This is a genomic window from Sphingobium sp. FW305-3-2-15-F-TSA7, from assembly GCF_058787155.1.
In genome coordinates this window covers 68,210-92,655 of the sequence record NZ_JBYSZM010000014.1, presented here as the reverse complement: position 1 = coordinate 92,655, position 24,446 = coordinate 68,210, and the positions used below count along the sequence as shown (strand labels likewise).

Genomic DNA, 24,446 nt, shown 5'->3' with positions numbered 1-24,446 from the left:
ATATTTCCGGCGTCGTCAGTCCCCTTCATTGCGTCATGCCGGGTTATCCCGGCCATTCCGGCTTTATCTATGCAGCGATTGTGCCAATTGTCTCGCGCATTGAATTTCAACGATTTATCGTAAATTCATGCACGCCCGATCGCGATACTGTCGCACAATCAACATGCCAGTGGTGAATTCGGAACGCTTATTGTCCCAGGAACCGGCTTCGTCCTTCGGGTGAAAGCGGAAAATCGATCGGCACTTCATCGTTGAGCGCGTGATTGCCGATCATATGGAGCCGCCAGCGGATCGGATCGTGCGTCGTGTGCGCACGCGCGTTCCGCCAGAAGCGATCGAGATTATATTTGTCCTGGACCGCGCTGGCGCCGAGCAGGTCGAACAGCCCCGCTCCGATCTTCAGCGATGCGGCGTCGGACTGGACACGCGCATGCGCCACAGCCAGGATCGCTTCGGTGGTCAGTGCCTCATTCCCGGGATCGAGGAGCTGCCGGTCATACACCTCCGCCGCGTGGCGAAGGACGATCTCGGCGGCATGCACCGCCGCTGCGAACTCGCCGATCTGCTTGATCACATGGGGTTCGTCGCGAATGCGCTCCTCTCCGCTTTCGATCCAGGCGCGCGAATGGTTGCGCAGATAGTCGATCGCGGAATCGAGCGCGCCCCGGGCGATGCCGGTGTCGATCGCGGCATGCAGGATCTGCGGACGCGTCAGGCCGGCGCGCGTCTGGCCACGGCGCCCCGGGGCGAACAGGTCGGGCACGACGACATCCTCGAAGATCACGGTGCCGCTCATCGTCGACCGCTGGCCGAAGGCGCGCCAATCGTCGATGACGGTCACGCCCGGCGCGTCGCGCGCGACGATCGCGGAGGCCGGCATCGCATCGGGCGATACGCATCCCACCGAAAGCCAGTCGGCCAGATAGGATCCGGTCGAATAGAATTTTCGGCCATTGAGCAGATAGCCGCCCTCGGCGCGCGGCGTCAGCGTCGTCTTGAGCGCGAGCTTGTTCTTGCCGCCGACTTCGGCCAGCGCATTGGCGAAACGGTCGCCCGCCAGGATCCTGGGCGCGAAGAAACGGCGGGTTTCCTCCGATGGCGAGGCGAGGATGCCGGCGATCATGACATTGTGGAGCTGGAGCACCTGGCCGATGCTGCCATCGGCATGGCTGATGATCCGCACCGTTTCGACGATGGTCGAGATGGAAGCACCGAGCCCGCCAAATGCCTTGGGGACCGCGATGGCGGGTACGCCGCTGCCGAACAGCAGATCGAGCTGCTCGCGCGGCAATTCCCCCTCACGGGCCTTGTCGGCGGCGATGGGACGCAACGCATCGGCCACCCGATGGGCAGCGGCGATGGCGTCCGCCTCGCTCGCCAGCCGGACGGCGGATCTGCCTTCGGCCGCCTTCGCGACCGAGACGTCGGGATGGGCGGCGAGCGAAACACTGGCTGTCATGGATATCTCTTTCCAGATCGGGAATAGGGTCAGGCCGCGGCTTCGGCGGGCGCGATGCCGTGCGCGAGCAGGACCGGCTGAAGCGTCCTGGCCGGGCCGGCCGCCGCGGCTTCGCGGAAATGCGGCAGGACATGTTCGCCCAGCCGGTAGATTTCCTCGAGATGGGGATAGCCGTTGATGAAGAACATCGAGATGCCGAGATCCGCGAATTCGCGGATCTTGCGGATCACCGATTGATAGCCGCCGACAAAGGCGAAGCCCGGCGGGATGCCGACATAACCGAAACCGCCCCAGAGATTGGGCGCGATGAACAGATCCTCGAACCCGTTCACTTCGCGATCATTGTAGCGGCGATAGCGCGAGCGATTGGTGTCGGACATCTGCTCGCTGCGCGCGGCGGTCATCTGGACGGTGCCCGCGCGCACGCCGTCCTCGAACACACGCTTCGCCTCGGCAAAGGCCTCCTCGTCGGTCTCGCGCAGGATGACGTCGACCGACAGGCCGAAGCGGATCTCCTCTTCGCGGCCATGTTCGCGTGCCAATGCGCGGACTTCGGCGATATGGCCGGCGACGACGGCCGGATCCTCGGCCAGCATCAGATAATAGTCGGAATGCTTGGCGGCGAGCCGCTTGGCCGGCGCCGATGCGCCGGCGCTGCAGATCAGCGGGATCGCCGCCTTGCGAAGCGGCCCGCGCAATCCCATGCCGTTCGCCTGATAATATTTGCCCGCATAGTGGAAACTCTCATTGGCCCAGAAGCCCTTGACCACATCGAGGAATTCGATCGCGCGCTCATAGCGCTCGTCATGCGGCAGCGTGTCGCCGAGCGCATTCTGCATCGCGTCCGACCCGCCCTGGATGATGTTCCAGACCAGCCGGCCGCCGCTGCCGCGCTGGAAGCTCGCGGCCATCTGCGCCGCCTGCCACGGGCTGAAATGGCCGGGATGGAATGCGTCGACGAAGCGCAACCGCTTGGTTTCGCGTGCAAGCAGCGCGGACGAGATCCAGGGCTCGTCGCCGAACGGCGCGTTGACGAGCAAGGCGCCGGCAAAACCGTTCAGCTCGGCCGCCTTGGCGACCTGTGAGAGATAGTCGATATAGGTGAAATCGTCGCCGATCGCGAAGCGCGACACCGCGCCGGTGCTGTCCTCCGGCGAACGGTTCCAGTCACCGCGATTGCGGTTGTCGCCGGGGATGAACTGGGTCTCGCCATGGAGCGGCAGGCGAGAATAGAATTCGATCGTCATGGGGGCGGCTCCGTTGCGTTGCCGGAGCCTCAGCAGAAAACATGCCAAGTCCGCGCCGCCGCCGATTTCACGCTGCCGATCGAGTAGGGCTGGTCAAAATTGCGCAGCGAAGTGGCGGCAATTGAGCAGTGCGGCATCAACGATCACAGCCCTTCGCCGCCCGTCCAATGCTGGTTGGAGGATCGCCGCGCCAGGCGCCCCCCGGGGCAGTCGCGCGCCGATGTGGGCCGGATCGAGGAGGTGACACTCGCAGCCTATATGGCGGCGCCGCAGTTGATGGCGCTGAAAGAGCCCCAGCGCCGAGCGCGCTATCTCGCGTTGCGCCAACAGCGCGCCGCAGGCGAGGCATTCCTGACGCGCTCGATCAACGACCGCGCTGCAGACATCGGCTTTGTCCTGGATCGACTGGCGGTTCAACAGACCGGTGCGGCGCCAAATCTGCTATCGGGCCGTATCGACCTGTCGCGCATCGGCGTCTTCGGCATGTCGCTCGGCGGGCCGACCTCGGGCCAGTTCTGCCTGACCGACCCACGCTGCAAGGCCGGGCTCAACTATGATGGCGAGATCTGGGGAGCACAGCTCTCCGCCATGGATAAGCGGGTTCCCTTCATGTGGACCACAGGCGCGCATGAGGGACAGGACAAGGCCATGATGCTCGGCGTCGAATATCTTTTCCGGTCGGCATCTGCGCCGGTCGACTTCGTCGAGATCGACCATATGGACCATATGGATTTCAGCGATATCCCGTTCCTCTCGCCGCTGACCGACTATGCCACACGGCCGCTCGATACCCTTCTGCGCGGCCACTCGGCCATCGTTGATGGCCGACAGCGGTCGATCGATTATACGGTCCCCTTTTTGACCGCCGGCTGAAGGGACGAGATTCCGCGCTGCTCCACGGCCGGGGCGGCGCGAACGTTTCTCATCGCAGTCGCAACGGCGACCGGGTGGGCTCTTGAATCCGCCATGCATCATGTAATCCCGAATCTTCGGGAGCTTCTATCAAAGCTGTGTGGCACTGAGGGCTGACCGCTGCCATCGGCGCGGCGGCGCAATCTTCCGCCTATTGTCGCATATCCAGTTTCAGCGCCTTGGCCACGCGATCCCAGGGGACCAGTTTGAAATTCTGGTGCTGGGGCGGCGACACGTTGCGGCCATCCTGCGCCACCATCAGGCCATGCGCATAAATCCCGCCTGCAGAGGCGCTGACGACTTCGAGCCCGTCGGTCTCGGAAATGCCGTCAATGCCTTCGCCCGCATTGGCGCCGACCTGGAACGAACCGACATAGGCATTATCGCCCTCGCGCCGGAACACGGCATAGCTGTCATTGCCCTGGCTGGAGACGATGAGATAGCCGCGCGTCGCATCGAGCTTGTAGAGGCCCATGCCCTCCATATCGTCCTTGAGCGCGGGATTGTCCTTGACCGCGGCAAGCATCGTGCGGACCGCGCCGCCCTTGGGCTCGGCGCTCTGCCGCCAGATGCCGGCATCCTCCTCACCGACATAGAGCATGCCGGTCTCGTCGTCGGCGACGCAGCCTTCGACCTGGCTGGCGAACGCGAGATCGCGGACCAGCTTCGTGCGGACCTTGCCGACGGGCGTCGCGAGCAGTTCCCACTGACGCATCGCGCCGTCGCCCTGATTGACGAAGACATAAAGTTTGCCGGTCCTAGCGCTGCGATACATGCACAGCCCATAGGGATCGTCGAAACCGGTGGCCTGCACGCCATCGACGACATTGGTCAGTTGCCGCGTCGCGGGATCGAGCGTGTAGATCGAGATGCTGCGCTGGGTGCGGTTGCTCGACGTCACGAGCGTCACGGTCTTGCCGCCCAGCTTGAAGCCTTCGCGCAGATCGACATTGTTCATTCGCCCCTCGGGCAGGAACTGAAGCACCTTGCCCGACAGATCATAGACGTAGAGGCCCGATTGTTTCTGGGTACCGATGATGACGCTGCGCGACGGATCCCTGGCGTCGATCCAGATCGCGGGATCGTCGGCCGCATCGCCGCCGGTCTCGACAGGCGCGGTCTCGGCGGAGGGCAGGACGATCGGCATGCGCGGCGGCGCGGCCGGGGCCGCACGCTCGGCCAGCCCCGCGGCATCGAGCAACGCCTTCCACGGCACGATCTTGAAATTGGCGTTCTGCGGGGTGTTGTCATCATCGGCCGCGATCAGCATGCCGCCCGCGACGCTGAGGCTGCCTGCATCCTCGAGGCCGTCGATCGATGCACCGGCGGTCACCGCGACGGAACCGAGATAGGCGTGGTCGGCTTGCGGGTCATAGAGATTCAGCCGGTTCGCGGAAGCATCCGACACGACCAGCCGGCCATCCGCGGCAATCGCAACACCCTTGGCCTCTTCGGTGATATGGCCCAGGCGGACGATATCGACGATCTCGGGCTTGATCTCGGCTTCGGGCTCGACCGCGAAGCGCCAGACGCCGACGGCTTCCTGCGAAACATAGACCGAGCCGCGATCGTCTGCGGCGCAATATCCGGTTTCCGACCCCAGTGACATGCGCCGCGCGAGCCGGCCTTCCATGCCGCCCGAAGCATTTTCGTTGAGCGACCATTGCTCGATCGCGCCTTCGTCGCCCAGCAGGAACAGATAGAGCGTTTCGTCGCGGTGACTGCGTGCGAGGCACAGGCCCGCAACCGTCATTTCGGCTTTGATACCGGTCAGCGCGATCGGTGCGAGCGCGCCGCCCGTGGAGGCACGGAAGAGCAACGGCGCATTTTTCGGCCCGTCGAGTGCCACGATCAGCGTTCCGCGCGCATCCAAAGCGCGGATATTGCCGACGGCGCGCGACGCAACGCGCTGCCCGGTCATGTCGAAAACATCGATACCGCCCGATTCGGCGCCGGCAAGGATCAGCTTTCCCGCGGGATCGTCGAGCAGCACCGCGCCGTCCGCACCGGAGCCGAGCGTGGCCGCGGTTTCGGCGATGGCGGGCACGCTGGGGGGCGGGGCAGCGGTCTGCGCGTAAGCACAAGGTGCTGCTCCGCACAGCAAACCGGCTGTCGCGAACAGCCGCAGGCGCTTTGTCATTTCCCTCTCCCGATCGGTCCTTATACCGGGCAGAATGCCGGGACCGATGAGAAATGCAACATATTTTCCATATTGACCTCAATTCAGAATAGATATTCATAGGCGCATGACCATATCCCCGCTTCTCTCCGTCATGCTCGCAGCCGCCGAAACGGCCGGCAAAGGGCTGCTTGCCGATCAGGCCCGGATCTCCTCGCTCAATATCCGCAACAAGGCCGGCGTTGCCGACATGTTCAGCGAAGCGGACCTGCGCGCCGAGGAAACGGTGAAAGCCGCGCTGATGGCGCATGCGCCGACCTATGGCTTTCTGGGTGAGGAGGGCGGCCTCCAGCCCGGCAGCGACGCGTCGCACGTATGGATCGTCGACCCACTGGACGGCACCACCAACTTCCTCACCGGATCGCCGCTGTTCGCGGTCAACATCGCCCTCGCCCGCGATGGTGAGGTCATCGCCGGCGTCACCCACACGCCTGTGCTGAAAGAGACCTTCTGGGCGGAGGACGGCAAGGGAGCCTGGCTCAATGGCAAGGCGATCCATGTTTCGGCGCGCGCAACGATCGGCGAGTCCGTGCTTGCGGTCGGCATCCCTTTCGAGACCAAGCCCAATCACGAACAATTCTATGCCGAGATGGAGCGTCTCACCAATCGGGTTACCGGCATTCGCCGTATCGGTGCCGGCGCGATCGACATGGCATGGGTCGCCTGCGGGCGGCACGACGCCTATTGGGAACAGAGTGTCAGCGCCTGGGACATGGCGGCCGGCGTCGTGATCGTCCGCGAAGCCGGCGGGCTGGTGACCGATACGCTGGGCGGCACGCTCGATCTGATGGGCGGCACGGTGCTTGCGTCGACCCCGGCGATCCAGGCCGAACTGATCGAAGCTTTGGCGCGGGTCTAGAGTTTGATTCATCGATTGGCATGACGGTGGAGATTTAGCCGTTGGGAGAGTCCTCCCCCTGTCGCTCCAGCGAAAGCTGGAGCCCATGGGATCCGTCAACTTCCGCGATGCCCCGGCACCGCATAGGCTCCAGCTATCGCTGGAGCGACAGTGAAGGGGCAGGCTGATTTGCGCACCTTCACGGGCGTTCCACCCTGGTGGAAAAAACTCTAGAGGCGCACCCAGCGCGCTTCCCGATGCGAGGTGCGGATGGCGTCGGCGACCTGTTCCACCTTCAATGCATCGGCGAAGCTTTTGACGTTGCCGGAATCGCCCAGCACCGCATCGATCGCCGCCTTCACTTCGATGGTCTTGAGGTCGTTATAGCCGATCTGATGTCCCGAGGCCGGACAGAATGCGCCATAATCGCCATGGCCCGGCCCGGCCATGATCGTGGTGAAGCCGTTGTTGATGCCGGGTCCGGAGCGATAGAGCTGGAGTTCGTTGAACCGCTCCTGCGTGAAGGCGATCGAGCCCCTGGTGCCGCTGACTTCGAAGCCAAGGCCCATCTTGCGTCCGGTCGCGATCCAGCTTGCCGACAGCGTCCCCGTCGCCCCGCCGGCAAAGCGGACCAGCGCATCCATCTGGTCGTCGACCTGCACCGGCCGCTTGGTGCCGCCGGCGTCCCGGCGCATCGGATGGGCGGTGTGGAGCGTGCCGGAGACTTCGGCGATCTCGCCCAGCAGATGACGCGCCATTGCGATGATGTGGCTGCCGATATCCGCGAGCGCGCCGCCGGCCTGTTCGGGCTCGCACCGCCAGTTGAAGGGTGCATTGGCCGAGGCCATGAAATCCTCGGCATGGATGCCGCGGAACGCCGTCACCTCACCGATCTCCCCGCCGGCGATCAGATCGCGGGCCAGGGCGATCATCGGATTGTAGAGATAGGTGAAGCCCACTGCGGTCGGCAGGCCGGAGGCCGCGGCAGCATCGGCCATTGCCTGTGCTTCCGCGACCGTGGCGGCAAGCGGCTTCTCGCAATAGACCGGCTTGCCCGCCGCGAGCGCCGCAAGTGCGATCGGGGCGTGGAGGATATTGGGCGTCGCGATCGCGACCAGGTCGATCGCCGGGTCGGTCACTGCCTCGTGCCAGTCACCGGTAGAGCGTGCGAAACCGAGGGCGGCGGCTGCCTTTGCCGCCGTCGCCGCGTCACGATCGGCCTGGATTTCGAGCAGCGGCTCGACCGGCAGATCGAAGGCCCGCCCCGCCGCGGCGAATGCCATCGCATGCGCGCGCCCCATGAAGCCGCTGCCGATCAGCGCGATGCGGAGCGGAGGCTTGCTCATTCGCTCGCAACCTGGGCGTAGCGCGCACGCAGCCTCTCGACCGTCGTGCGTTTCACCGGCAGGCCGTCACGCAATTTGTACCAGGTCCCTTGGCTGATCCGATAGGTATCGAACAGGCCCTCCGCGGTGGTTCTCGGCAACCGGGCCTTCATCGCTTCGAACTCCTCCGGCAGGATCGCCACCATGTCGACGCGCATCACTTCTCAACTCCGTAATAGCTGCCGCCCTGCTCGACGCGGAGCCGCCGCTTCATTTCCTTGGGATCGATCGCCGCCTTCCAGCTCTCGCGCCCGTTGACGAGATCGGCGACCCTGACGGTGACCGGATCGAACACCGGCGAACCGATCACGTTGCGCACGCTCATCTCGACCTTCGGATCGGCACCGAAGGTGAAATCGAGTATGCCGAAATTCGCGCTACCCACCCAGGGGGTGCGCAGGCGGACTTCGGGCAGCTGATCGACGAACTTCGGGCTGAGCAACTGGGCGAGCCCGGAGCTGACCAGGTCGTAGAAATCATAGCCGCCCTTTTCGCTCCAAGGCACGCAATTGGCCTCGCCCATATGGACGTCGCCGGAAATGCCGAGGCAGCCCCCGATCCGGTTGTCGCGGATGAAATCGAGCAGTTCGTTCCGCTCGTCGAGATACATCGCCCAGCTGTCGCCGCCACGCTCGGCGCACGACCAGCCCGTACCCGAGACGAGCAGCTTGAAGACCGCCCTGGATGCCTTGAGCTCGCGTTTGAGCCACGCCTTTTGCGCTTGGCCGAGCATCGTCTTCGTGGGGCCGTTTGGCGCCGATGGCGCATCGCGGTGATAGCGCCCGTCCAGCATAAAGATGTCGACGGGGCCGAAGCTGTGGCGGAAGAATATCCCGGCTGTATCGGGCAGTCCCGATGCCGGATTGGCCCACCAGCGCTTGAACTGCCGAAGCGTCATCTGCTTGACCGGGTTGGTGCCGTCGGAATCATTATGGCCGAAATCGTGATCGTCCCAGATCGCGAGTTGCGGCACCGAACGCAGCAGCGGCTGCAGGCTGGCCACGCTGCGCTGGCGCGCATAAATGTCGCTGAACGCCGCCTCGGCATCGCTGTCGGCATAGATGTTGTCGCCCAGCCACAGGAACAGATCGGGCTCCATCGCCGCGATCGCATCGAATACCGGCTGTTGCGTATCGAGCTGGACGCGCGCGCATGATCCGAAGGCGATACGGATCGGGCGCGGGCCCGCCGGCGCGGTGCGCGTGTGGAATGGAATGGGCTGATGGCGGTCGGCAATGCCGTCGGTCCTGATGCGGTAATAATAGGTCGTGTCGGGCTTGAGGCCGTTCACCTCGACCCGGGTGACGAGATCGTCGGCCCCGGTCGCGGGCACCGCTGCGGTCGTCTTCGCATCGGTGAATGCTCGGTCGGTGGCATATTCGACCGCTACGCCGAACGTTCCGCTGGCCCGGCTCCACACCGTGAATCCGGTGGTCGAGGATGCGCCGATCATCGGCCCCTCGAGCAGTCGGGGATAGCCGGGCGCGACCGCTGCCATCACGCGACGGGGCAGTCCCGCAAGCATCGTCAGTGCGCTTGCGCCCCACAGGAATTTGCGTCGGTCCATCATTCTTCCTCAGTCGCGCAGGCGCGTATTCCAGAGTGTCGAGCTGAGCAGCACCGACACCAGCGACGCGCCGATCCAGAACCAGATCGCCGCGGTGAAATCATAATGGCGTACGCCATCGACCATGGTCATGCCGCCGTTGATCAACTTGCCGCTCACGGTCTCCTGGATCCCGGCGCCCAGATAGCTGAACACGCCGACCATCCCGAGCGCCGCGCCGGCGACCCGCTTGGGGCAGATATCGATCGCGAACAGCCCGCCGATCGAGGTGACGAGCCCGGTCATGCCGAGCCCGAACAGGATCATCGACAGTCCGGTCCACAGCACGCCGGTGGGGCCAAAGAAGAACAGCAACAGTCCGATGAGTTCGACGATACCGAACAGCAGATTGGCCGGTGGCCGCCGCGCGCCGAAGAATGTGTCGGAGATGAAGCCGAACGACACCGCGCCGGCGATGCCGGCAAGCGTGCTGATCGTCAGCATCGATCCGGCCTCGACGAGCGAATAGCCACGGATTTCCTGGAGATAGAGAATGCCCCAGCTGTTGATCGCGTAGCGCGTGACATAGACGAGCGCACTCGAGATCGCGAGGATCCACACCGCCGGGATCCTGAGGATGGTGAGCTGGGTCGCGAACACGCCGCTCGGCGGTGTCGCGGCGATCGCGGCCGCCTCGTCGGCGGTCGGTTCGTAGCGGTCGCCCTTCCAGTCGGCGACGGTGGGCAGGCCCATGGTGCGTGGACGATCGGCCATCGCGAAATAGGTGGCGACCGCCGCGACGAGTGTCGCGATCCCCGGACCCCAGAAACCCCAATGCCAGCCCAGCGCCGCGACCAGCGACGCGGTGACGAGGAAATTCAGGCCCTCTCCGATCGAATGCGCAGTCGACCAGATGCCGTAGAAGCGTCCGCGTTCCCTGTTCGAGAACCAGCTGGCCAGCGAAACCACGCAGGCCGGGGCGCCATAGCTCTGGAACCAGCCATTCAGCCCCCACACGATGGTCGCGACCGCGACCGTGGTGGAAAAGCCCATCACGACATTGCACAGCGCCGATATGACGAGCCCGACCGCCATGAACTTGCGGGCATTGGCATGGTCGGAGACGAAGCCGTTGATCAGCTTGCCCGCGGCATAGGAATAGAACAGGGCGGAGCCGATATTGCCGAGATCCTCGGGCGTGAAGATGCCGCCATCGATCAGCGGCTTCTTCACCACATTGATCGCCAGCCGACACATATAGCTGACCGCATAGCCCGCGGTGATCGCGATGATGATGCGCGTGCGGTGCCGCCGATAGGTGGCGTCGATATCGATATCGGTCCTGATCGGAAGGTCCGGCCCCGTCGCAAATGCCTTCAGCATGCTTGCTCTCCCGCTCGCCGCCGCTCTGGTGCCGGCATCCGAGCCTGTTGCGGCCTCCGGTTTTTCCGGAAGCGCGGTTTCACCCCATCGTCGGAATGACGAAGGCGCTGTCGCCGGCCCCGCCATCGGGCCAACGCTGGGTCACGGTCTTGACCTTGGTCCAGAAGCGGACGCCTTCCATGCCGTGCTGGTTGGTGTCGCCGAAGCCCGAGCGCTTCCAGCCGCCAAAGCTGTGATAGGCGACGGGAACCGGGATCGGCACGTTGATGCCGACCATGCCGACATTGACGCGATGCGCGAACTCACGCGCGGCATGGCCGTTGCGTGTGAAGATCGCGACGCCATTGCCATATTGATGATCGCTCGGCAGGCGGATCGCGTCCTCGAAGCTCTGCGCGCGGACGATCTGGAGGACCGGGCCGAAAATCTCTTCGCGGTACGCCTGCATATCGGGCGTGACATGGTCGAACAGGCTGGGGCCGATGAAGAAGCCTTGCTCATGCCCTTGCAGCGCGAAACCGCGACCGTCGACGACGAGCTCGGCACCTTCGTCGACGCCGGTCTGGATCCAGTTCTCGACGCGCTGCTTGTGCGCGGCGTTCACCACCGGGCCGTACTGCGCCTCGGCATCGGTCGAAACGCCAACCTTGAGTGCGGCGATCGCCGGGATCAGTTTCTCGCGCAGGATATCGGCGGTTCGGTCGCCCACCGGCACCACCACCGGCAATGCCATGCAGCGTTCGCCCGCCGAACCATATGCCGCACCACACAAGTCGCCGACGACCTGGTCCATGTCCGCGTCGGGCATCACGATTCCGTGATTCTTCGCGCCGCCCATCGCCTGGACGCGCTTTCCGGCGGCAACGCCGCGCGAATAGACATAATGCGCGATATCGGAACTGCCGACAAAGCTCACCGCGCCGATCGCGGGATGATCGAGGATCGCGTCCACCATCTCCTTGTCGCCATGGACGACCTGGAGAATCCCTTCGGGCAATCCGGCCTCGACCATCAGCTCCGCCAGGCGAACGGGCACGCTCGGGTCGCGCTCGCTGGGCTTCAGGATGAAGGCATTGCCGGCCGCGATTGCCGGGCCGAACATCCACATCGGGATCATTGCCGGGAAATTGAACGGCGTGATCCCAGCACCGATGCCGATCGGCTGGCGCATCGAATAAATGTCGATCCCCGGACCCGCGCCCTGGGTATATTCGCCCTTCAGCGCATGCGGGATACCCGTCGAGAATTCGATGACGTCGAGGCCGCGCTGGATATCGCCCCTGGCATCGGCGATCACCTTGCCATGCTCGGAGGCGAGCAGGCGCGCCAGCGCCTCTATCTCCCGCTCGATCAGGGCCTTGAAGTTGAACATCACGCGCGCACGGCGCTGCGGATTGGTCAGCGCCCAGCCGGGCTGTGCCTTTGCCGCCGCGGCGACCGCGGCATCGAGTTCGACCTGCGTGCCGAGCGAAACCCGGGCCTGCACCTCGCCCGTGCTCGGGTCGAACACGTCGCCGCTGCGCGCCGACGCGCCCCCCGCGAAGCCACCGGCGATGAAGTGGTCGATCTGTCTCACCATGCAGTTCCTTATTGGCGCACGATCCAGTCATGCGCGGGATCGTTGCGGAACACCCAGTTGCGCCGGGGCCCCGCCATCACATTCAGATAATAAAGGTCGTAGCCGTGCGGCGCGCCGACCGGGTGATAGCCGCGCGGCACCATCACCACGTCGCCATCCTCGACCGCCATCGTCTCGTCGATGTCGCGCGCGTCGGTATAGACGCGCTGGAAGGCGAAGCCCTGCGGCGGCGACAGGCGGTGATAATAGGTCTCCTCGAGAAAGGTCTCCTCGGGGAAGGCGTCCTGATCGTGCTTGTGCGGCGGATAGCTCGACCAGTTGCCGCCGGGCGTGATCACTTCGACGACGAGCAAACTCTCCGCCTGGTCGGTGTCGGCAAGGATGTTGCGGACGTGGCGCGTGTTGCTGCCTTTGCCGCGGACTTCGACCTGGTCGGACCGGATCACACGGACCAGCCCCGCACCCGTGCCGGGGGCGGTGCAGATCGCGACTTCGGCGACATCCGTCGCGCGGATCGCATAGTCGGTGCCGGCGGGCAGGTAGACCGAGGTCGCCGCGCCGTCGAACACGCTCTTGCGCCCACCCAGCGCTTCAAGGGTTTCGCCGCCCGCCTCGATCGAAACCGTTCCGGACAATATGACCAGGCACGCCTCGCGACCCTGCTCGCGGTGCGCATAACCCTGCCCCGCCGCCAGCTTGACGACGCGGAACCCGACATAGGTCCAGCCGGCACTTTCCGGCGTGACGTCCAGCACGGTTCCGTCGGCGGCGGGCGCACCCGAATGAACGAGAAGCGACATCAGGCGAGCTCCGCCTGTGTGGCGAGCCGCTTGAGCGTATCGAGTCCGAGCTGACTATAGTCGCGGGGATTGGCGACCGCCGGATCCTGCTCCGCCTCGATCACGATCCAGCCCGAATAGTCGATCTCCGCCAATGCACGCATGAAGGGAGCATAGTCATAGTCGCCGTCGCCAGGCGCGGTGAACATGCCGCCGACCACGCCGTTGAGGAAGCTGGTGCCGTTGGCGCGGAACATATCGTATTTGGCGGTGCGGACGTCCTTGCAATGGACGTGGGTCACCCGCTCGGGGCGCGCCCTGATCACATCGATCGGCTCGATCCCGCCGAACAGCGCATGACCGGTATCGAGCACCAGCCCGACATGATCCTGCGTCGCGTCGAAAAATCGATCGAGTTCGTCCTTCGTCTCGACGACGGTGCCGAGGTGATGATGATAGGCGAAGCGCATGCCGCGATCGTTGATATAGCGCGCGACGCTGTTCAGCCGTTCGCCGAACTGTTTCCAGTCGCCCGGCGCCAGCACCGGATGCGTATCGAGCCGGCTGCCATAGCGGTCGCAATGGACCGCGTTCGAGGTCTCGGCCAGAATGAACACTGACGAGTCCATATATTCGAGCAGGGCCAGGTGATCGGCCAGCGCCGCGATCTCGGCGTCCGCGTCGCGGATCAGCAGGTTCGACGAATACCAGCCGCCGACGATATCGAGGCCATAGCGTGCCATGATCGGCGCCAGCGTCTCGGGATCGCGCGGGAATTTATTGCCGAGTTCGACGCCATCGAAACCGATTTCCTTCACGTCGGTCAGCAACGCGTCGAGCGTGGTGTCGCCGCCCAGTTCGCGCATATCGTCGTTGCACCAGGCGATCGGGCTAACGCCCCAGCGGATGCTCATTCGCTCTCTCCGGTCAGCTTGTTTTCATAGGCACGGCGTGCGGCCTGAACCTCCGCGCGCGCCGAGACTTCAGGGACCGCCACGTCCCACCAATGGCCGCCGGCTTCGGTGACGATGGCGGGATCGGTATCGATGACGATCACGTAGCTTGTGTCCGATGCCGCCGCACGGACCAGCGCCGCTTCGAGGCCGGCGATGCCGTCGACCTTCTCAGCGGTTGCGCCAAGGCTGCGAGCATGGCGGGCAAAATCGATCTCGGGAAGCGTGTCGTGCCGGGTGTCGGCGAGCAGATTGTTGAACGGCCGTCCGCCGGTGCCCTGCTGCAGCCGGTTGATGCAGCCATAGCCGCGATTGTCGAGCAGGATGACGGTGATCTTGTGGCCGAGCATCACCGAGGTGGCGAGCTCGGAATTGAGCATCAGATAGCTGCCGTCGCCGACCATGACGTACACGTCGCGCGACGGGTCGGCCATCTTGACGCCCAGCCCACCGGCAATTTCATAACCCATGCACGAGAAGCCATATTCGACATGATAGCCGCCGGGGCGGTGCGAGCGCCAAAGCTTGTGCAACTCGCCGGGAAGGCCGCCAGCGGCGCAGACCACGGTGGCGTCGTCGCCGGCCTGGCGCCAGACCGCGCCGATGACCTGCGCGTCCGAAGGAAGCGCATCGCCGGTTACGGTCGCGGCATCCCAGGCCGCATTCCATTCGCCCATGGCTTCGGCATTCTGTTCGCGCCATGCGGTGCTTGTTTGCCAGTCACCGAGCGCTGCGGACAGCGCTTCGAGCGTGGCCCCGGCATCGCCTAGGACCGGCTCGGCCGCCTGTTTGCCGACATCATGCTGGACGATATTGACCTGGAACAGCCGCTTGCCCGCGAACAGGGTGCGCGAACCGGTGGTGAAATCCTGCAGGCGCGTGCCGATGCCGATGACGAGGTCCGCCGCCTCCGCCGCGCAGTTCGCCGCACTGGTGCCGGTCACGCCGATCGCGCCAAGCGCCTGCGGATGATCCCATGCCAGCGCGCCCTTGCCGCCCTGCGTCTCGGCGACGGGCATTCCGGTGCGCCCGGCCAGATCGGCGAGCAGATGCTCGGCGCGCGAATAGAGTACGCCGCCGCCCGCGACGATCAGCGGCGCCTCGGACGCGCGGATCGCGTCGACCAGGGCCGCAAGTTCGCATTCGTCGGGGCGGATGCGGCGCTGGCGCCATGTCCTCGCGGCGAAGAAGCTCAGGGGGTAATCGAACGCCTCTGCCTGCACGTCCTGGCACAGGCAGAGCGTCACCGGCCCGCACATGGCCGGATCGGTCAGCACCTGCATCGCCCGCGGCAACGCGTCCAGAATCTGCTCTGGCCGGGTGATACGATCGAAATAGCGCGAGACCGGCCTGAAACAGTCATTGGCGCTGACCGTCGCGTCCGCGAAATCCTCGATCTGCTGAAGCACCGGGTCGGGCCGGCGGCTGGCATAGACGTCGCCGGGCAGGAACAGCACCGGCAACCGGTTGACGTGCGCGAGCGCCGCCGCGGTCACCATATTGGTCGCGCCCGGCCCGATCGAGGTGGTGCACGCCATGACGCGCCGGCGTCGCATTTGCTTGGCGAAGGCGATCGCGGCATGTGCCATGCCCTGCTCGTTATGCGCACGCCAGGTCGGCAGCGCATCGCCAATTCCGGCCAGCGCCTCCCCCATGCCGGCGACATTGCCATGCCCGAATATCGCCCATACCCCGGCGAAACAGGAGATGGTCTCACCGTCGATCTCCACCGACTGCGCCGCCAGATATCGGCAAAGGGCCTGCGCCATCGTCAGGCGCACCGTCTTGGTCATCGTCAGGCCGCCGCTTCCTTGATGTGGCGCGCCGCGCGCCACGCATCCGCCAATATGCGAAGATTCTCCGCCAGCGCATCAACCGCCTTGTCGTCATCGATCTCGCCCGACAGCCAGCGCGTCGCGACGTCGTGGAAGATCGTGCGCCCGACCGCGAAACCCTTGACCAGCTGAAAGCCCGCCGCGGTGCTGATCCCGGCCAGCAATTCCTCCTGTGGCGCGGACAGGCCGAGCAGGACGATGCCGCGGCACAAGGGGTCATGGCGCAGGATCGCCGCCTCGATCGCGCTCCAGGTCGCCGCATCTTCGGCGGGCTCGAGCTTCCACCAGTCGGGATAGACGCCGAGCGCATAGATGTGGTCGATGACGCGCGCGATCGTGTCGCTGTCGACCGTGCCGTGCTTGGACGCGATGACCTCGAGCAGGAATTCGTGCCGCGTCGCACGGCAGGCGTCGAACAGGCGCAGGATCTGGCGATCCTGCCGCGCGATCATCTCGGGCTCGTCGTCCGGATGATAGAAGACGAGGCATTTGACGACATGGTTGATCGGCCATTCGCGGAGCGTCGCGGCGACATCGGGCGAGCCTTCGAACACGATCGGACGCGAGCCCGGCAACTCGATCGGGCGGCCGATCCAATAGGGCAGGTCCGCCGCCGCTTCGAGCGCACGCGCACCGAAACGTCCGTCGAGCAGCATCCCGTAACGCGGATCGCCGCCGGCGAGCCGCTCGACCGCCCTGAGCGCGAGATTCTTGAAATGCGCGACCTGATCGGCATCTCCGGTACCGAGATCTGCGATGAGATCGTCGAACTGGCTGCGATGATCCATCGCGAGCACGGTCAGTTCGCGATGCTCGCCATGCCGGTTGCTCGACCAGTGCAGCTGTTCGAGCACGGCGCTCTCGCGAAGGCGATGCGGCCATGTTCCGCGCAGGAAGACCTGCAGTTCCTCCCATGACGCCATTGCCGGCGCGCAGCCGTGGCGCGACACCACGATCGCGCCGCAGGCATTGGCGATCTCGCAGCATTTGGCGATCGGCATCCCGCGCAACCAACCGCGCAGGAACCCGGCCATGAACGCATCCCCTGCGCCGAGCACATTGAACACTTCGATCGGAAAGCCGCGCCCGACAATGCCGTCGCCCAGGTCGTCGGGCACGTCACCCGGGAATGCCACGCATCCAGCGGCGCCGCGCTTGCATACCAGCAACGCATCGCTGCTGGCGCGGATCGCGCGCAGCGCCGCAACGGTATCGGTGGTACCGCCAAGGATATGCACCTCTTCCTCGGTGCCGACGATCAGGTCGCAAAAAGGGAGCACGCGCTGGAGTTCCGCGGTGACCGCGGCGCTCGCGACAAAACGGTCCTCACCATTCGCCTTGGCCGCCAGCCCCCACAGGACCGGACGATAGTCGATGTCGAAGATCACGCGCCCGCCTTGCGCCTTCATCAGTTCGGCGGCCTTCATGCTTGCCGCGAACACACCCGGCCGGGACAGATGCGTGCCGTTGATCAGCAGCGCGCCGGCGCGCGCCACAAAGGCGGGATCCACATCGTCGGCGGCCAGCGCCATATCGGCGCAATTCTCGCGGTAGAAGATCAGCGGAAAAGTGTCGGGATCGCGAATGCCGAGGATCGCCAGCGCGGTCAGCCGGTCGGGATCGGTCACGACCCCCGTCGTCTCGACACCTTCGCGCTGCAACTCCTCGCGGATGAAACGGCCGAAATGATCGCCCCCGACCCGGGTCAGCAGTCCGGCATCGAGCCCGAGCCGCGATGCGCCGATGGCGGTATTGGTCGGGCTGCCGCCGATATATTTGGCAAAGCTCGCCATGTCTTCCAGCCGGCCGCCGATCTGCTCGCCATACAGGTCGATCCCGGCACGCCCCAGCGTGATGAGATCGAGCCGACGTTCGCCGTCTGATGCCCCAATGCTCTCAGCCATATGTTGTTCAGACCGCCTCTCCGTGGTCTGCAACATCTATTCCAACGAATTTCTGTTTGCAACAGATGTTTCAAAAAAATAAGCGTTTGGAACGTATGTTTTCCGGCTATCTGCCCTTGGCCCGGCGCTTCGCCGGCTGGCGGCTCGCTTCGAACGCGAAGTTGATGACCAGCGCCTGGGCAAGGCACATCGAGGCGGAGAGCGAACGGAATTTGCGCACCTCCGATTCGCGTACCTGAAGCACATGCTGCGCCGGTTTTGCGACCGGGCTGACCAGGCTGTCGCTGATCGCCAGAACCGTGTGCCCGCGCGCGCGCACCGCCTCGACGATCGCGACCGTCTCTTCCGAATAGGGTTGATAGCTGATCGCGATCAGCAGGTCGTTCTCGCCCATCGCCTGGACCTGCTGCATGCCCAGTCCGCCGACACCGTCGATGAAGATCGCGCGTTTCCCGGCCTGCAGCAGCGAATAGGCGATATAGGATGCGACCGGGAACGAGCGGCGAAAACCGACGACATGCACTGTCTCCGCCGCAGCGATCGCGTCGACCGCAGCCTTCATGTCCGCGCCGCTCACCGTCTGCACCAGATTCTGCAGCGCGAGCATATTGCCCTCGATGAACTCGGCAAGCAGCGCGGCGGGATCCGCGCCTTGGTTGTTCGCAGTCTCGCCGAGTTGGCGAACGCGTTCGGAATAGCCGAGCGCGGCGTTGTTGCTGAGCAGCCCGTCGCGGAACAGCCGCTGCATCTGGCTCGCGCCCTCGAAGCCGAAGCTCTGGGCGAAACGCACGATCGCCGAGGCCTGCACGCCGCAGCGCGCCGCGATCACCGCCAGCGTTTCGAGTGCGATGTCGTTCGGCTCGTCGAGAATATAGCGCGCGATCTGCTTGAGACGCTTGCTCAGCGTCTCGTAGCGCCGCACGATCTCGGCGCGTAATTGCTCGGCAGTCACCGGGGCAGTCGAAGCATCGGTCATCAGTGAAATTTCTCCCGGTGAAAAACCAGAATATCTGTTCGATTTTTGGAACGCAACTATCGCGCTCGTCGACGGCATGCGCTAAGGAACATATGTTCCATTTTTAGAGAGGATAGAATGCACGATATCGCCCTTATCGGCGCCGGCCGCATCGGCAAGATCCACGCGGCCAATGTCGTCGCCAATCCGCGCCTCCGCCTCGCCCGCATCGTCGATCCGATCGCGGATGCCGCCACTGCGCTCGCCGCTGGCCATGGTGCGCGGGTCTCTTCGATCGAGGACACGCTCGCCGATCCGGCGATCAAGGGCGTGATCGTCGCCAGCTCGACCGACACGCATCTCGATTACAGCCTGGCTGCGGCCGAAGCGGGCAAGGCGGTGTTCTGCGAAAAGCCGCTCGATCAGGATCTGGACCGCGCGCGCATGGCCGCAGAACGGCTCGAAGCGCTCGGGGCCAGGCTGTTCCTCGCCTTCAACCGCCGCTTCGATACCAATTTCGCCAGCCTGCAGGCGCGGCTCGCCGGCGGCGAAGTCGGCAACCTCGAGACGCTGCACATCATCAGCCACGACCCTGCCCCGCCCCCGATCGACTATGTCCGGGTCTCGGGAGGGATCTTCAAGGATATGGTGATCCACGATTTCGACATGGCGCGCTGGCTGCTCGCTGAAGAGATCACCGAGGTGTTCGCGTCGAGCTCGGTCCTTGTCGACCCGGCGATCGGCGAGGCGGGCGACGCCGATACCGCCAAGACCATCCTGCGCACGGCGTCGGGCAAGCTGTGCGTCATCTCGTCGAGCCGGCGCAGCGGCTATGGTTATGACCAGCGCATCGAGGCTTTCGGATCGAAGGGCATGATCCGCGCGCAGAACCAGCTCGAGACCACCGTCGAAACCTGGGGCGAAGCCGGCAGCACCGGCGACAGGCTGCAGAACTTCTTCCTCGATCGCTATGCGGTCGCATACGCTCGCGAAGGCGAGCATTTCGCCGACATCATCGACGGCACCGCCCGGCCGCTGATCGGCCATCGCGATGGCGTCTTCGCGCTCGCGCTGGCCGAGGCCGCCGCCAGGTCGGCGGCGACCGGCGAGCTGGTGCGGCTCTGACACGAAATGGGGCCGGGAATACCCGGCCCCTCAGGGATGATCGGCATGGAGGGAATGCAGGCCGGGGCTCGAAACCCCGGCCATTGTCAGGTCAATAGGTCAGCGACAGACCAACGCGCATCGAACGGCCGTATTTCTCGACTTCGCGGAAGCGAGATGGCGTCGCGAAATAATAATAGTCCTGCGCATCGGTCAGGTTGGTGCCTTCGACGAACACCTCCAGATACTTCATCGGGCGATAGCCGATCCGCGCGTCGACCGTGGTGATCTTGCCGAAATAGCCGTCCGAATTGCCGGTCGGATCGGCGACGTTGAGCCCCCCGTCGGTGTCGAGATAGCCGGAACGATACGAAAGCGCGACGCGTGCCGACAGGCCGTATTTCTCGTAATAAAGCTGTGCGCTGGCGATCCTCTTGGCCTGACCCACCAGCGGGGTATGGATCGTGCGGCCGGGCACCTTCAGCGTCGAGTCCGAGAGCGTCAGGTTCGCATTCACGCCGAAGCCGTCGAGCGGCGAAGGCAGGAAGGTCAGCGGCTTCTGGACCGCGAACTCGATGCCCTTGAGCGTCGCCTCGGTCCCGTTGCCGAATGAACTGACCGTCGCATTGGTCAGCGCGACGCCGCCGAACGTGCCGGTCTGATTGAGCGCGGTGGTGGCGAAGATCGGGTTCTTGATACGCTTGAAGAATACCGACACCGAGACGCCGCCTTCACCGGTGAAATAATATTCGAGGGCGGCGTCGAGGTTGAGCGAGCGCTGCGCCTTGAGCCCGGGATTGCCCTGGTTGACGGTGTTGGATGCGGTATCGACCGTGACCGTCGGCGCCAGGTTGACGAATGGCGGGCGTCCGATCGCGGTGGTGATCGCAGCGCGTGCCTGCAGGTTGCGGTTGAATTCGTACTTGGCGTTCACCCCCGGGAAGAAGTCGGTATACTGATAATGGCCGAAGGAATCGAAGTCGCTGGCCAAGGTGGTGACGCCGGCACGATAGATGATCGCCGCGGTGTCGCCCTCGGTCCGTTCGACACGCACACCCGGAATTACCGTGAGGCCATCGGCCTTGATCGTCGCCATCGCATAGGCGGCCATCACCTTCTCGTGGACCTTGTAGTCCGACGTCTTGGACTGTGCGACCTGATCGGCGGCGTTGACCGTAAACTGTGCGGGATTCGTGTTGTTGGCGAAGACAAATGCCTGTGCCGAGTTCATGTTGATGGTCGGCCCGAAGGTGAAGGCGCCGTCAAAGGTCGTCGCGATCGTCTGGTCGAGATCGGCGGCAAGGGTCCTTGTACCGGCGGTGCCCGACACGGCAGTAAAGGTGCGGCCGGTCTGATCCTGGAAACGGTCCCGGTTGAGATATTTGCCGCCGAACTTGAGCGAGCTCCCCACGCCCAGGCCGTCGACCGGAATCTTCAGGTCGATCCGGAACTGGTTGAGCGTCTCGCCCGCAACGCGTGAGACCTGCTTGTAGTTGTTGAGGCGGTAATTGGCCGGATTGAGCGCCGCCGCATTGGCGGTAAAGCTGTCGAGCAGGCCCGCACCGGTCACGAAGGTCGCGCCGAGCCCGGTCGATGCGGCGGCGCGATATTCGACCTCGTCGCGGACCGGATCCTTCTTGCTGGACTTGGCATAGGTATATTCGGCGCTCAGTTCGATGCCGCCGAAGTTGAACTCGCCGCCCGTCGAATAGGTCGTGGTCTTGGTGGTCTCCTGGCGTTTGCGAAGCAGGCGGCGCGCGGTCGTCGAATTGATCGTCCCGCCGGCCGTGCTCAGTGCCGAATAGCCCGGCGGCAGTGTGGTGGTGTCTGCGACATTGTTGTCACCGGGGAAGAAGAAGCGGAAGCGGTTGCGTATCTCGTTGTCGCCGAACTGCGAATACATGGCGCGTGCGAACAGCTTCACGTCGTCGGACGGGCGGAAATCGAAATTGGCGACGGCGCCTTTGCGGGTGCGGATCGCGGGATCGTAGATGCGCTGGTCGAGTTCGGCCGGCAGGTCGATGTTGTTGACGAGCTGGCGGCTCGTCGACAGCACGTCCTCGGAATAGGAGGGACGCTTCGAGTAGTTGCCCGCAACAACCAGGCCGAACTGGCGATTGTTGCCGAACGTGCCGCCGACCGAGACATCGCCTTCGCGCGCCCTCCGGTCGGTGTCCTGATAAAAGCCGCCAATGCCGCGGGCACTGGCGAAAAACGATTTCTTGTCGAATGCGGAGACGGTGTCGATATCGACCTGGCCGGCGATCGCATTGGCGTCGAGATCGGGCGTCAGTGTTTTGATGACCGTGACCGAGCCGATCAGCGCCGACGGGATGTCGTCGAGCTTGACGTTGCGACTTTCGGGCTCGGGTGCCGAGGCAGTCTGGCCGTTGAGCGTGACGTTGGCCAGGTTCGGCTCGATACCGCGAATAATGAGGTAGCGGCCTTCGCCCTTGTCGGTCGCGACCGAAACGCCGCTCAGGCGGCGAACGGCTTCGGCGACATTCTGGTCCGGCAACTTGCCGACATCGTTGGCGGACACGACCTCGCTGGTATTGTCGGCATCGCGCTTCTTGAGCAGCGAGGCGCGGTCGGATGCGCGCTGACCGGTGACGACGATCGTATCGGCCTCGGCCGCGTCTTGTTTTGCCGGTTCCTGGGCCGTTTCCTGTGCCATTGCCGGGCTCGCGATGGCGAGCGCCAATGCCCATGCGCTGATTCCGGCGAGAATTTGGCCGAATCCACGACCGGCAATTACCTTCTTCATGCTCTTCCTCCCCAAGCGCACCGGATGCAGTTGGACCTGACCCAGTTTTTCGGCAGGACTCACAATACGAACAGAAATTCCATATTGCAACAGAAATAGAATTTATCTTGCAGAAACCCGAAGCTCGCGCATTCCATTGTTCTCGCGCTGCGGGGTATGAATGCCATCCAGTCCGAGACCGTGGCGGCGTGGCCGCCGCTTCCCGCCGATTCGGATTCCGCGCAATGCCGGGCAGAGATCGCTGTGATCGGATCATATGGGCATCACCCAGGCACCGCCGATAGCGGGCCGGCAGAATAATATTCCATTCTATATAAATATGGAATAAACGTTGCGAATTCGGATCAGCGCTCCGCCGGAGGATATCATGAAGTTCCTATCTGTCGCCGCCGCCATCGCCACGATGCTGGCTTCGCCTGCGGCGGCCAGGCCACATACGCCCGCTCCGGCACTCAAGCTCGAGCGCGTCGTGATGATGATGCGCCACGGCATCCGTCCGCCAACAAAAGCCAATCCGGTTCCGGTGAACTACTCGGCGAACACATGGCCCAGTTGGCCCGTCGATTTCGGCTTGCTGACTCCGCGTGGCGCCGCGGGCGTGAAGCTGCTGGGCGCAGGCGATCGCGCATATTATGCGCGGCGTGGATTGTTCGACCGCGAATGCCCTGCCCCGGGCGCCGTGGTGCTCAAGGCCAGCGGCAAGCAGCGTGCGATCCGGACGGCCGAGAGCTGGGGAGAAGGCTTTATGCCGGGTTGCCGGGCCGACGTCTCCCACCCTCGGGATGGCGATCCCGATCCCATATTCCACGGCCTTGATGACACGCCGTCCTGGTTCGACGGCGCCCGCGCATATCGCGAAGCGCTCGCCACCGCGCCGGGAGGCAGCATTGCCGCGGAGAGCCGCGCCTATCGATCCGACCTGGAACTGCTGGCCCGTGTGCTCGACTGCACCCTGCCCACCTGCCCGTTGCTTCGGGATCCCAGCGAACTCGTCGCCGCCACGCACGATCGCCCGGGACTTGAAGGGCCCATCGATGTCGGATCGACTGCCAGCCAGACCTTCCTGCTCGAATATCTCGAAGGCATGCCGATGAAGGATGTCGGCTGGGGTCGCATTACGCGCGCCGAAATCGAACGGCTGCTGCGCTTCCACCCGCTCAAGTTCAAATATTCGAACAGCCCCGACTATGTCGCGCGCGTCGCTGCCGCACCGATCGCGATGGAGATATTGGAGGCACTTTCCTCACCGCGCGGCGCCAAACTCACATTGCTCGCCGGGCACGACACCAACATCGCCGATCTCGGCGGCTTCATGCGGGTCCGATGGGCGGTGCCGAGCTATCCCGCCGGCGACGTGCCGCCCGGAAGCGCGATGGGTTTCGAATTGCTGCGCGATGCCAGGGGCGCCCGCTATGTCCGGGCCTTCTACCGCGCACAAACGATGGACCAGTTGCGTTACCAGCGCGTTCTGACGGATCGGCAGGGTGCTTTCCGCCAATATCTCGCAATGCCCGGCTGCGGCAATTCGACACAGCCTCGTGCATGCTCCCTCGGCGCCTTCTCGCGCATGGTGCGCGAACGCGCGATCCTGCCGAAAGGATAAAAGGCAACGCCGCCTGGT

At 64.5% G+C, this 24,446-nt stretch carries 18 protein-coding genes; 4 read left to right on the top strand and 14 right to left on the bottom strand.

From position 1 onward, the window contains the following. Nucleotides 1-187 precede the first annotated feature (187 nt). Nucleotides 188-1,459 carry an acyl-CoA dehydrogenase family protein gene (locus AC3WN8_RS13160; RefSeq protein WP_492669886.1) on the bottom strand — a complete coding sequence of 424 codons (1,272 nt, stop codon included), beginning with the start codon at nt 1,457-1,459 and terminating at the stop codon, nt 188-190. A gap of 29 nt (nt 1,460-1,488) precedes the next feature. Next, on the bottom strand, nt 1,489-2,706 hold the full coding sequence (locus AC3WN8_RS13155; protein WP_492669885.1) for an LLM class flavin-dependent oxidoreductase: 1,218 nt from the start codon (nt 2,704-2,706) through the stop codon (nt 1,489-1,491). 240 nt (nt 2,707-2,946) lie between these two features. Between AC3WN8_RS13155 and AC3WN8_RS13150 the strand changes: the two genes are divergently transcribed. After that, nucleotides 2,947-3,579, top strand: a complete 633-nt coding sequence (locus AC3WN8_RS13150) for an alpha/beta hydrolase (protein WP_492669884.1) — start codon at nt 2,947-2,949, stop codon at nt 3,577-3,579. Between the two features lie 190 nt (nt 3,580-3,769). On the opposite strand, the gene AC3WN8_RS13145 is transcribed toward AC3WN8_RS13150, so the two are convergent. Further along, complete coding sequence (locus AC3WN8_RS13145) at nt 3,770-5,758, bottom strand: phytase (protein WP_492669883.1); 1,989 nt, start codon at nt 5,756-5,758, stop codon at nt 3,770-3,772. Between the two features lie 106 nt (nt 5,759-5,864). Between AC3WN8_RS13145 and AC3WN8_RS13140 the strand changes: the two genes are divergently transcribed. Continuing rightward, on the top strand, nt 5,865-6,656 hold the full coding sequence (locus tag AC3WN8_RS13140) for an inositol monophosphatase family protein (protein ID WP_492669882.1): 792 nt from the start codon (nt 5,865-5,867) through the stop codon (nt 6,654-6,656). 209 nt (nt 6,657-6,865) lie between these two features. On the opposite strand, the gene AC3WN8_RS13135 is transcribed toward AC3WN8_RS13140, so the two are convergent. From AC3WN8_RS13135 to AC3WN8_RS13090, 10 genes are all read right to left on the bottom strand, one after another. Further along, the gene (locus AC3WN8_RS13135) at nt 6,866-7,981 is read right to left on the bottom strand and encodes a Gfo/Idh/MocA family oxidoreductase (RefSeq protein ID WP_492669881.1); all 1,116 of its coding nucleotides are present in this window, start codon (nt 7,979-7,981) and stop codon (nt 6,866-6,868) included. After that, the gene (locus AC3WN8_RS13130; RefSeq protein ID WP_492669880.1) at nt 7,978-8,178 is read right to left on the bottom strand and encodes a hypothetical protein; all 201 of its coding nucleotides are present in this window, start codon (nt 8,176-8,178) and stop codon (nt 7,978-7,980) included. Before AC3WN8_RS13130 ends, AC3WN8_RS13135 begins: the two co-directional genes overlap by 4 nt. Continuing rightward, nucleotides 8,178-9,587 carry an alkaline phosphatase D family protein gene (locus AC3WN8_RS13125; protein WP_492669879.1) on the bottom strand — a complete coding sequence of 470 codons (1,410 nt, stop codon included), beginning with the start codon at nt 9,585-9,587 and terminating at the stop codon, nt 8,178-8,180. Before AC3WN8_RS13125 ends, AC3WN8_RS13130 begins: the two co-directional genes overlap by 1 nt. Nucleotides 9,588-9,596: 9 nt before the next feature. Further along, nucleotides 9,597-10,949 carry an MFS transporter gene (locus AC3WN8_RS13120; protein WP_492669878.1) on the bottom strand — a complete coding sequence of 451 codons (1,353 nt, stop codon included), beginning with the start codon at nt 10,947-10,949 and terminating at the stop codon, nt 9,597-9,599. Nucleotides 10,950-11,028: 79 nt separating this feature from the next. Beyond that, nucleotides 11,029-12,525, bottom strand: a complete 1,497-nt coding sequence (locus AC3WN8_RS13115) for a CoA-acylating methylmalonate-semialdehyde dehydrogenase (protein ID WP_492669877.1) — start codon at nt 12,523-12,525, stop codon at nt 11,029-11,031. Nucleotides 12,526-12,536: 11 nt separating this feature from the next. Then, nucleotides 12,537-13,328, bottom strand: a complete 792-nt coding sequence (iolB, locus tag AC3WN8_RS13110) for a 5-deoxy-glucuronate isomerase (RefSeq protein ID WP_492669876.1) — start codon at nt 13,326-13,328, stop codon at nt 12,537-12,539. Further along, the gene (gene iolE, locus AC3WN8_RS13105) at nt 13,328-14,221 is read right to left on the bottom strand and encodes a myo-inosose-2 dehydratase (RefSeq protein ID WP_492669875.1); all 894 of its coding nucleotides are present in this window, start codon (nt 14,219-14,221) and stop codon (nt 13,328-13,330) included. The genes iolB and iolE overlap by 1 nt, the downstream gene beginning before the upstream one ends. Then, nucleotides 14,218-16,053, bottom strand: coding sequence for a 3D-(3,5/4)-trihydroxycyclohexane-1,2-dione acylhydrolase (decyclizing) (gene iolD / locus AC3WN8_RS13100; protein ID WP_492669874.1), 1,836 nt, complete (start codon nt 16,051-16,053; stop codon nt 14,218-14,220). Before iolD ends, iolE begins: the two co-directional genes overlap by 4 nt. Before the next feature lie 2 nt (nt 16,054-16,055). Continuing rightward, nucleotides 16,056-17,999, bottom strand: a complete 1,944-nt coding sequence (locus AC3WN8_RS13095) for a bifunctional 5-dehydro-2-deoxygluconokinase/5-dehydro-2-deoxyphosphogluconate aldolase (protein WP_492669873.1) — start codon at nt 17,997-17,999, stop codon at nt 16,056-16,058. Nucleotides 18,000-18,105: 106 nt separating this feature from the next. Further along, nucleotides 18,106-18,975 (bottom strand): MurR/RpiR family transcriptional regulator, encoded by an 870-nt coding sequence (locus AC3WN8_RS13090; protein ID WP_492669872.1) that lies wholly within the window; start codon nt 18,973-18,975, stop codon nt 18,106-18,108. Nucleotides 18,976-19,092: 117 nt separating this feature from the next. On the opposite strand from AC3WN8_RS13090, the gene iolG reads away from it, so the two are divergent. Further along, nucleotides 19,093-20,079 (top strand): inositol 2-dehydrogenase, encoded by a 987-nt coding sequence (gene iolG, locus AC3WN8_RS13085; RefSeq protein ID WP_492669871.1) that lies wholly within the window; start codon nt 19,093-19,095, stop codon nt 20,077-20,079. 91 nt (nt 20,080-20,170) lie between these two features. Here iolG and AC3WN8_RS13080 read toward each other — a convergent pair whose 3' ends face one another. Continuing rightward, nucleotides 20,171-22,825 (bottom strand): TonB-dependent receptor, encoded by a 2,655-nt coding sequence (locus AC3WN8_RS13080; protein ID WP_492669870.1) that lies wholly within the window; start codon nt 22,823-22,825, stop codon nt 20,171-20,173. Between the two features lie 367 nt (nt 22,826-23,192). Between AC3WN8_RS13080 and AC3WN8_RS13075 the strand changes: the two genes are divergently transcribed. Then, a complete protein-coding gene (locus AC3WN8_RS13075) occupies nt 23,193-24,428 on the top strand; it encodes a histidine-type phosphatase (protein ID WP_492669869.1) in 1,236 nt (411 codons plus the stop codon). Nucleotides 24,429-24,446 lie beyond the last annotated feature (18 nt).

Coding starts and splice junctions, on each gene's coding strand:
- AC3WN8_RS13160 (WP_492669886.1), bottom strand. CDS start 1,459: ATGACAGCCAGTGTTTCGCTCGCCGCCCATCCCGACGTCTCGGTCGCG.
- AC3WN8_RS13155 (WP_492669885.1), bottom strand. CDS start 2,706: ATGACGATCGAATTCTATTCTCGCCTGCCGCTCCATGGCGAGACCCAG.
- AC3WN8_RS13145 (WP_492669883.1), bottom strand. CDS start 5,758: ATGACAAAGCGCCTGCGGCTGTTCGCGACAGCCGGTTTGCTGTGCGGA.
- AC3WN8_RS13140 (WP_492669882.1), top strand. CDS start 5,865: ATGACCATATCCCCGCTTCTCTCCGTCATGCTCGCAGCCGCCGAAACG.
- AC3WN8_RS13135 (WP_492669881.1), bottom strand. CDS start 7,981: ATGAGCAAGCCTCCGCTCCGCATCGCGCTGATCGGCAGCGGCTTCATG.
- AC3WN8_RS13130 (WP_492669880.1), bottom strand. CDS start 8,178: ATGCGCGTCGACATGGTGGCGATCCTGCCGGAGGAGTTCGAAGCGATG.
- AC3WN8_RS13125 (WP_492669879.1), bottom strand. CDS start 9,587: ATGGACCGACGCAAATTCCTGTGGGGCGCAAGCGCACTGACGATGCTT.
- AC3WN8_RS13120 (WP_492669878.1), bottom strand. CDS start 10,949: ATGCTGAAGGCATTTGCGACGGGGCCGGACCTTCCGATCAGGACCGAT.
- iolB (WP_492669876.1), bottom strand. CDS start 13,328: ATGTCGCTTCTCGTTCATTCGGGTGCGCCCGCCGCCGACGGAACCGTG.
- iolE (WP_492669875.1), bottom strand. CDS start 14,221: ATGAGCATCCGCTGGGGCGTTAGCCCGATCGCCTGGTGCAACGACGAT.
- iolD (WP_492669874.1), bottom strand. CDS start 16,053: ATGACCAAGACGGTGCGCCTGACGATGGCGCAGGCCCTTTGCCGATAT.
- AC3WN8_RS13095 (WP_492669873.1), bottom strand. CDS start 17,999: ATGGCTGAGAGCATTGGGGCATCAGACGGCGAACGTCGGCTCGATCTC.
- AC3WN8_RS13090 (WP_492669872.1), bottom strand. CDS start 18,975: ATGACCGATGCTTCGACTGCCCCGGTGACTGCCGAGCAATTACGCGCC.
- iolG (WP_492669871.1), top strand. CDS start 19,093: ATGCACGATATCGCCCTTATCGGCGCCGGCCGCATCGGCAAGATCCAC.
- AC3WN8_RS13080 (WP_492669870.1), bottom strand. CDS start 22,825: ATGAAGAAGGTAATTGCCGGTCGTGGATTCGGCCAAATTCTCGCCGGA.
- AC3WN8_RS13075 (WP_492669869.1), top strand. CDS start 23,193: ATGAAGTTCCTATCTGTCGCCGCCGCCATCGCCACGATGCTGGCTTCG.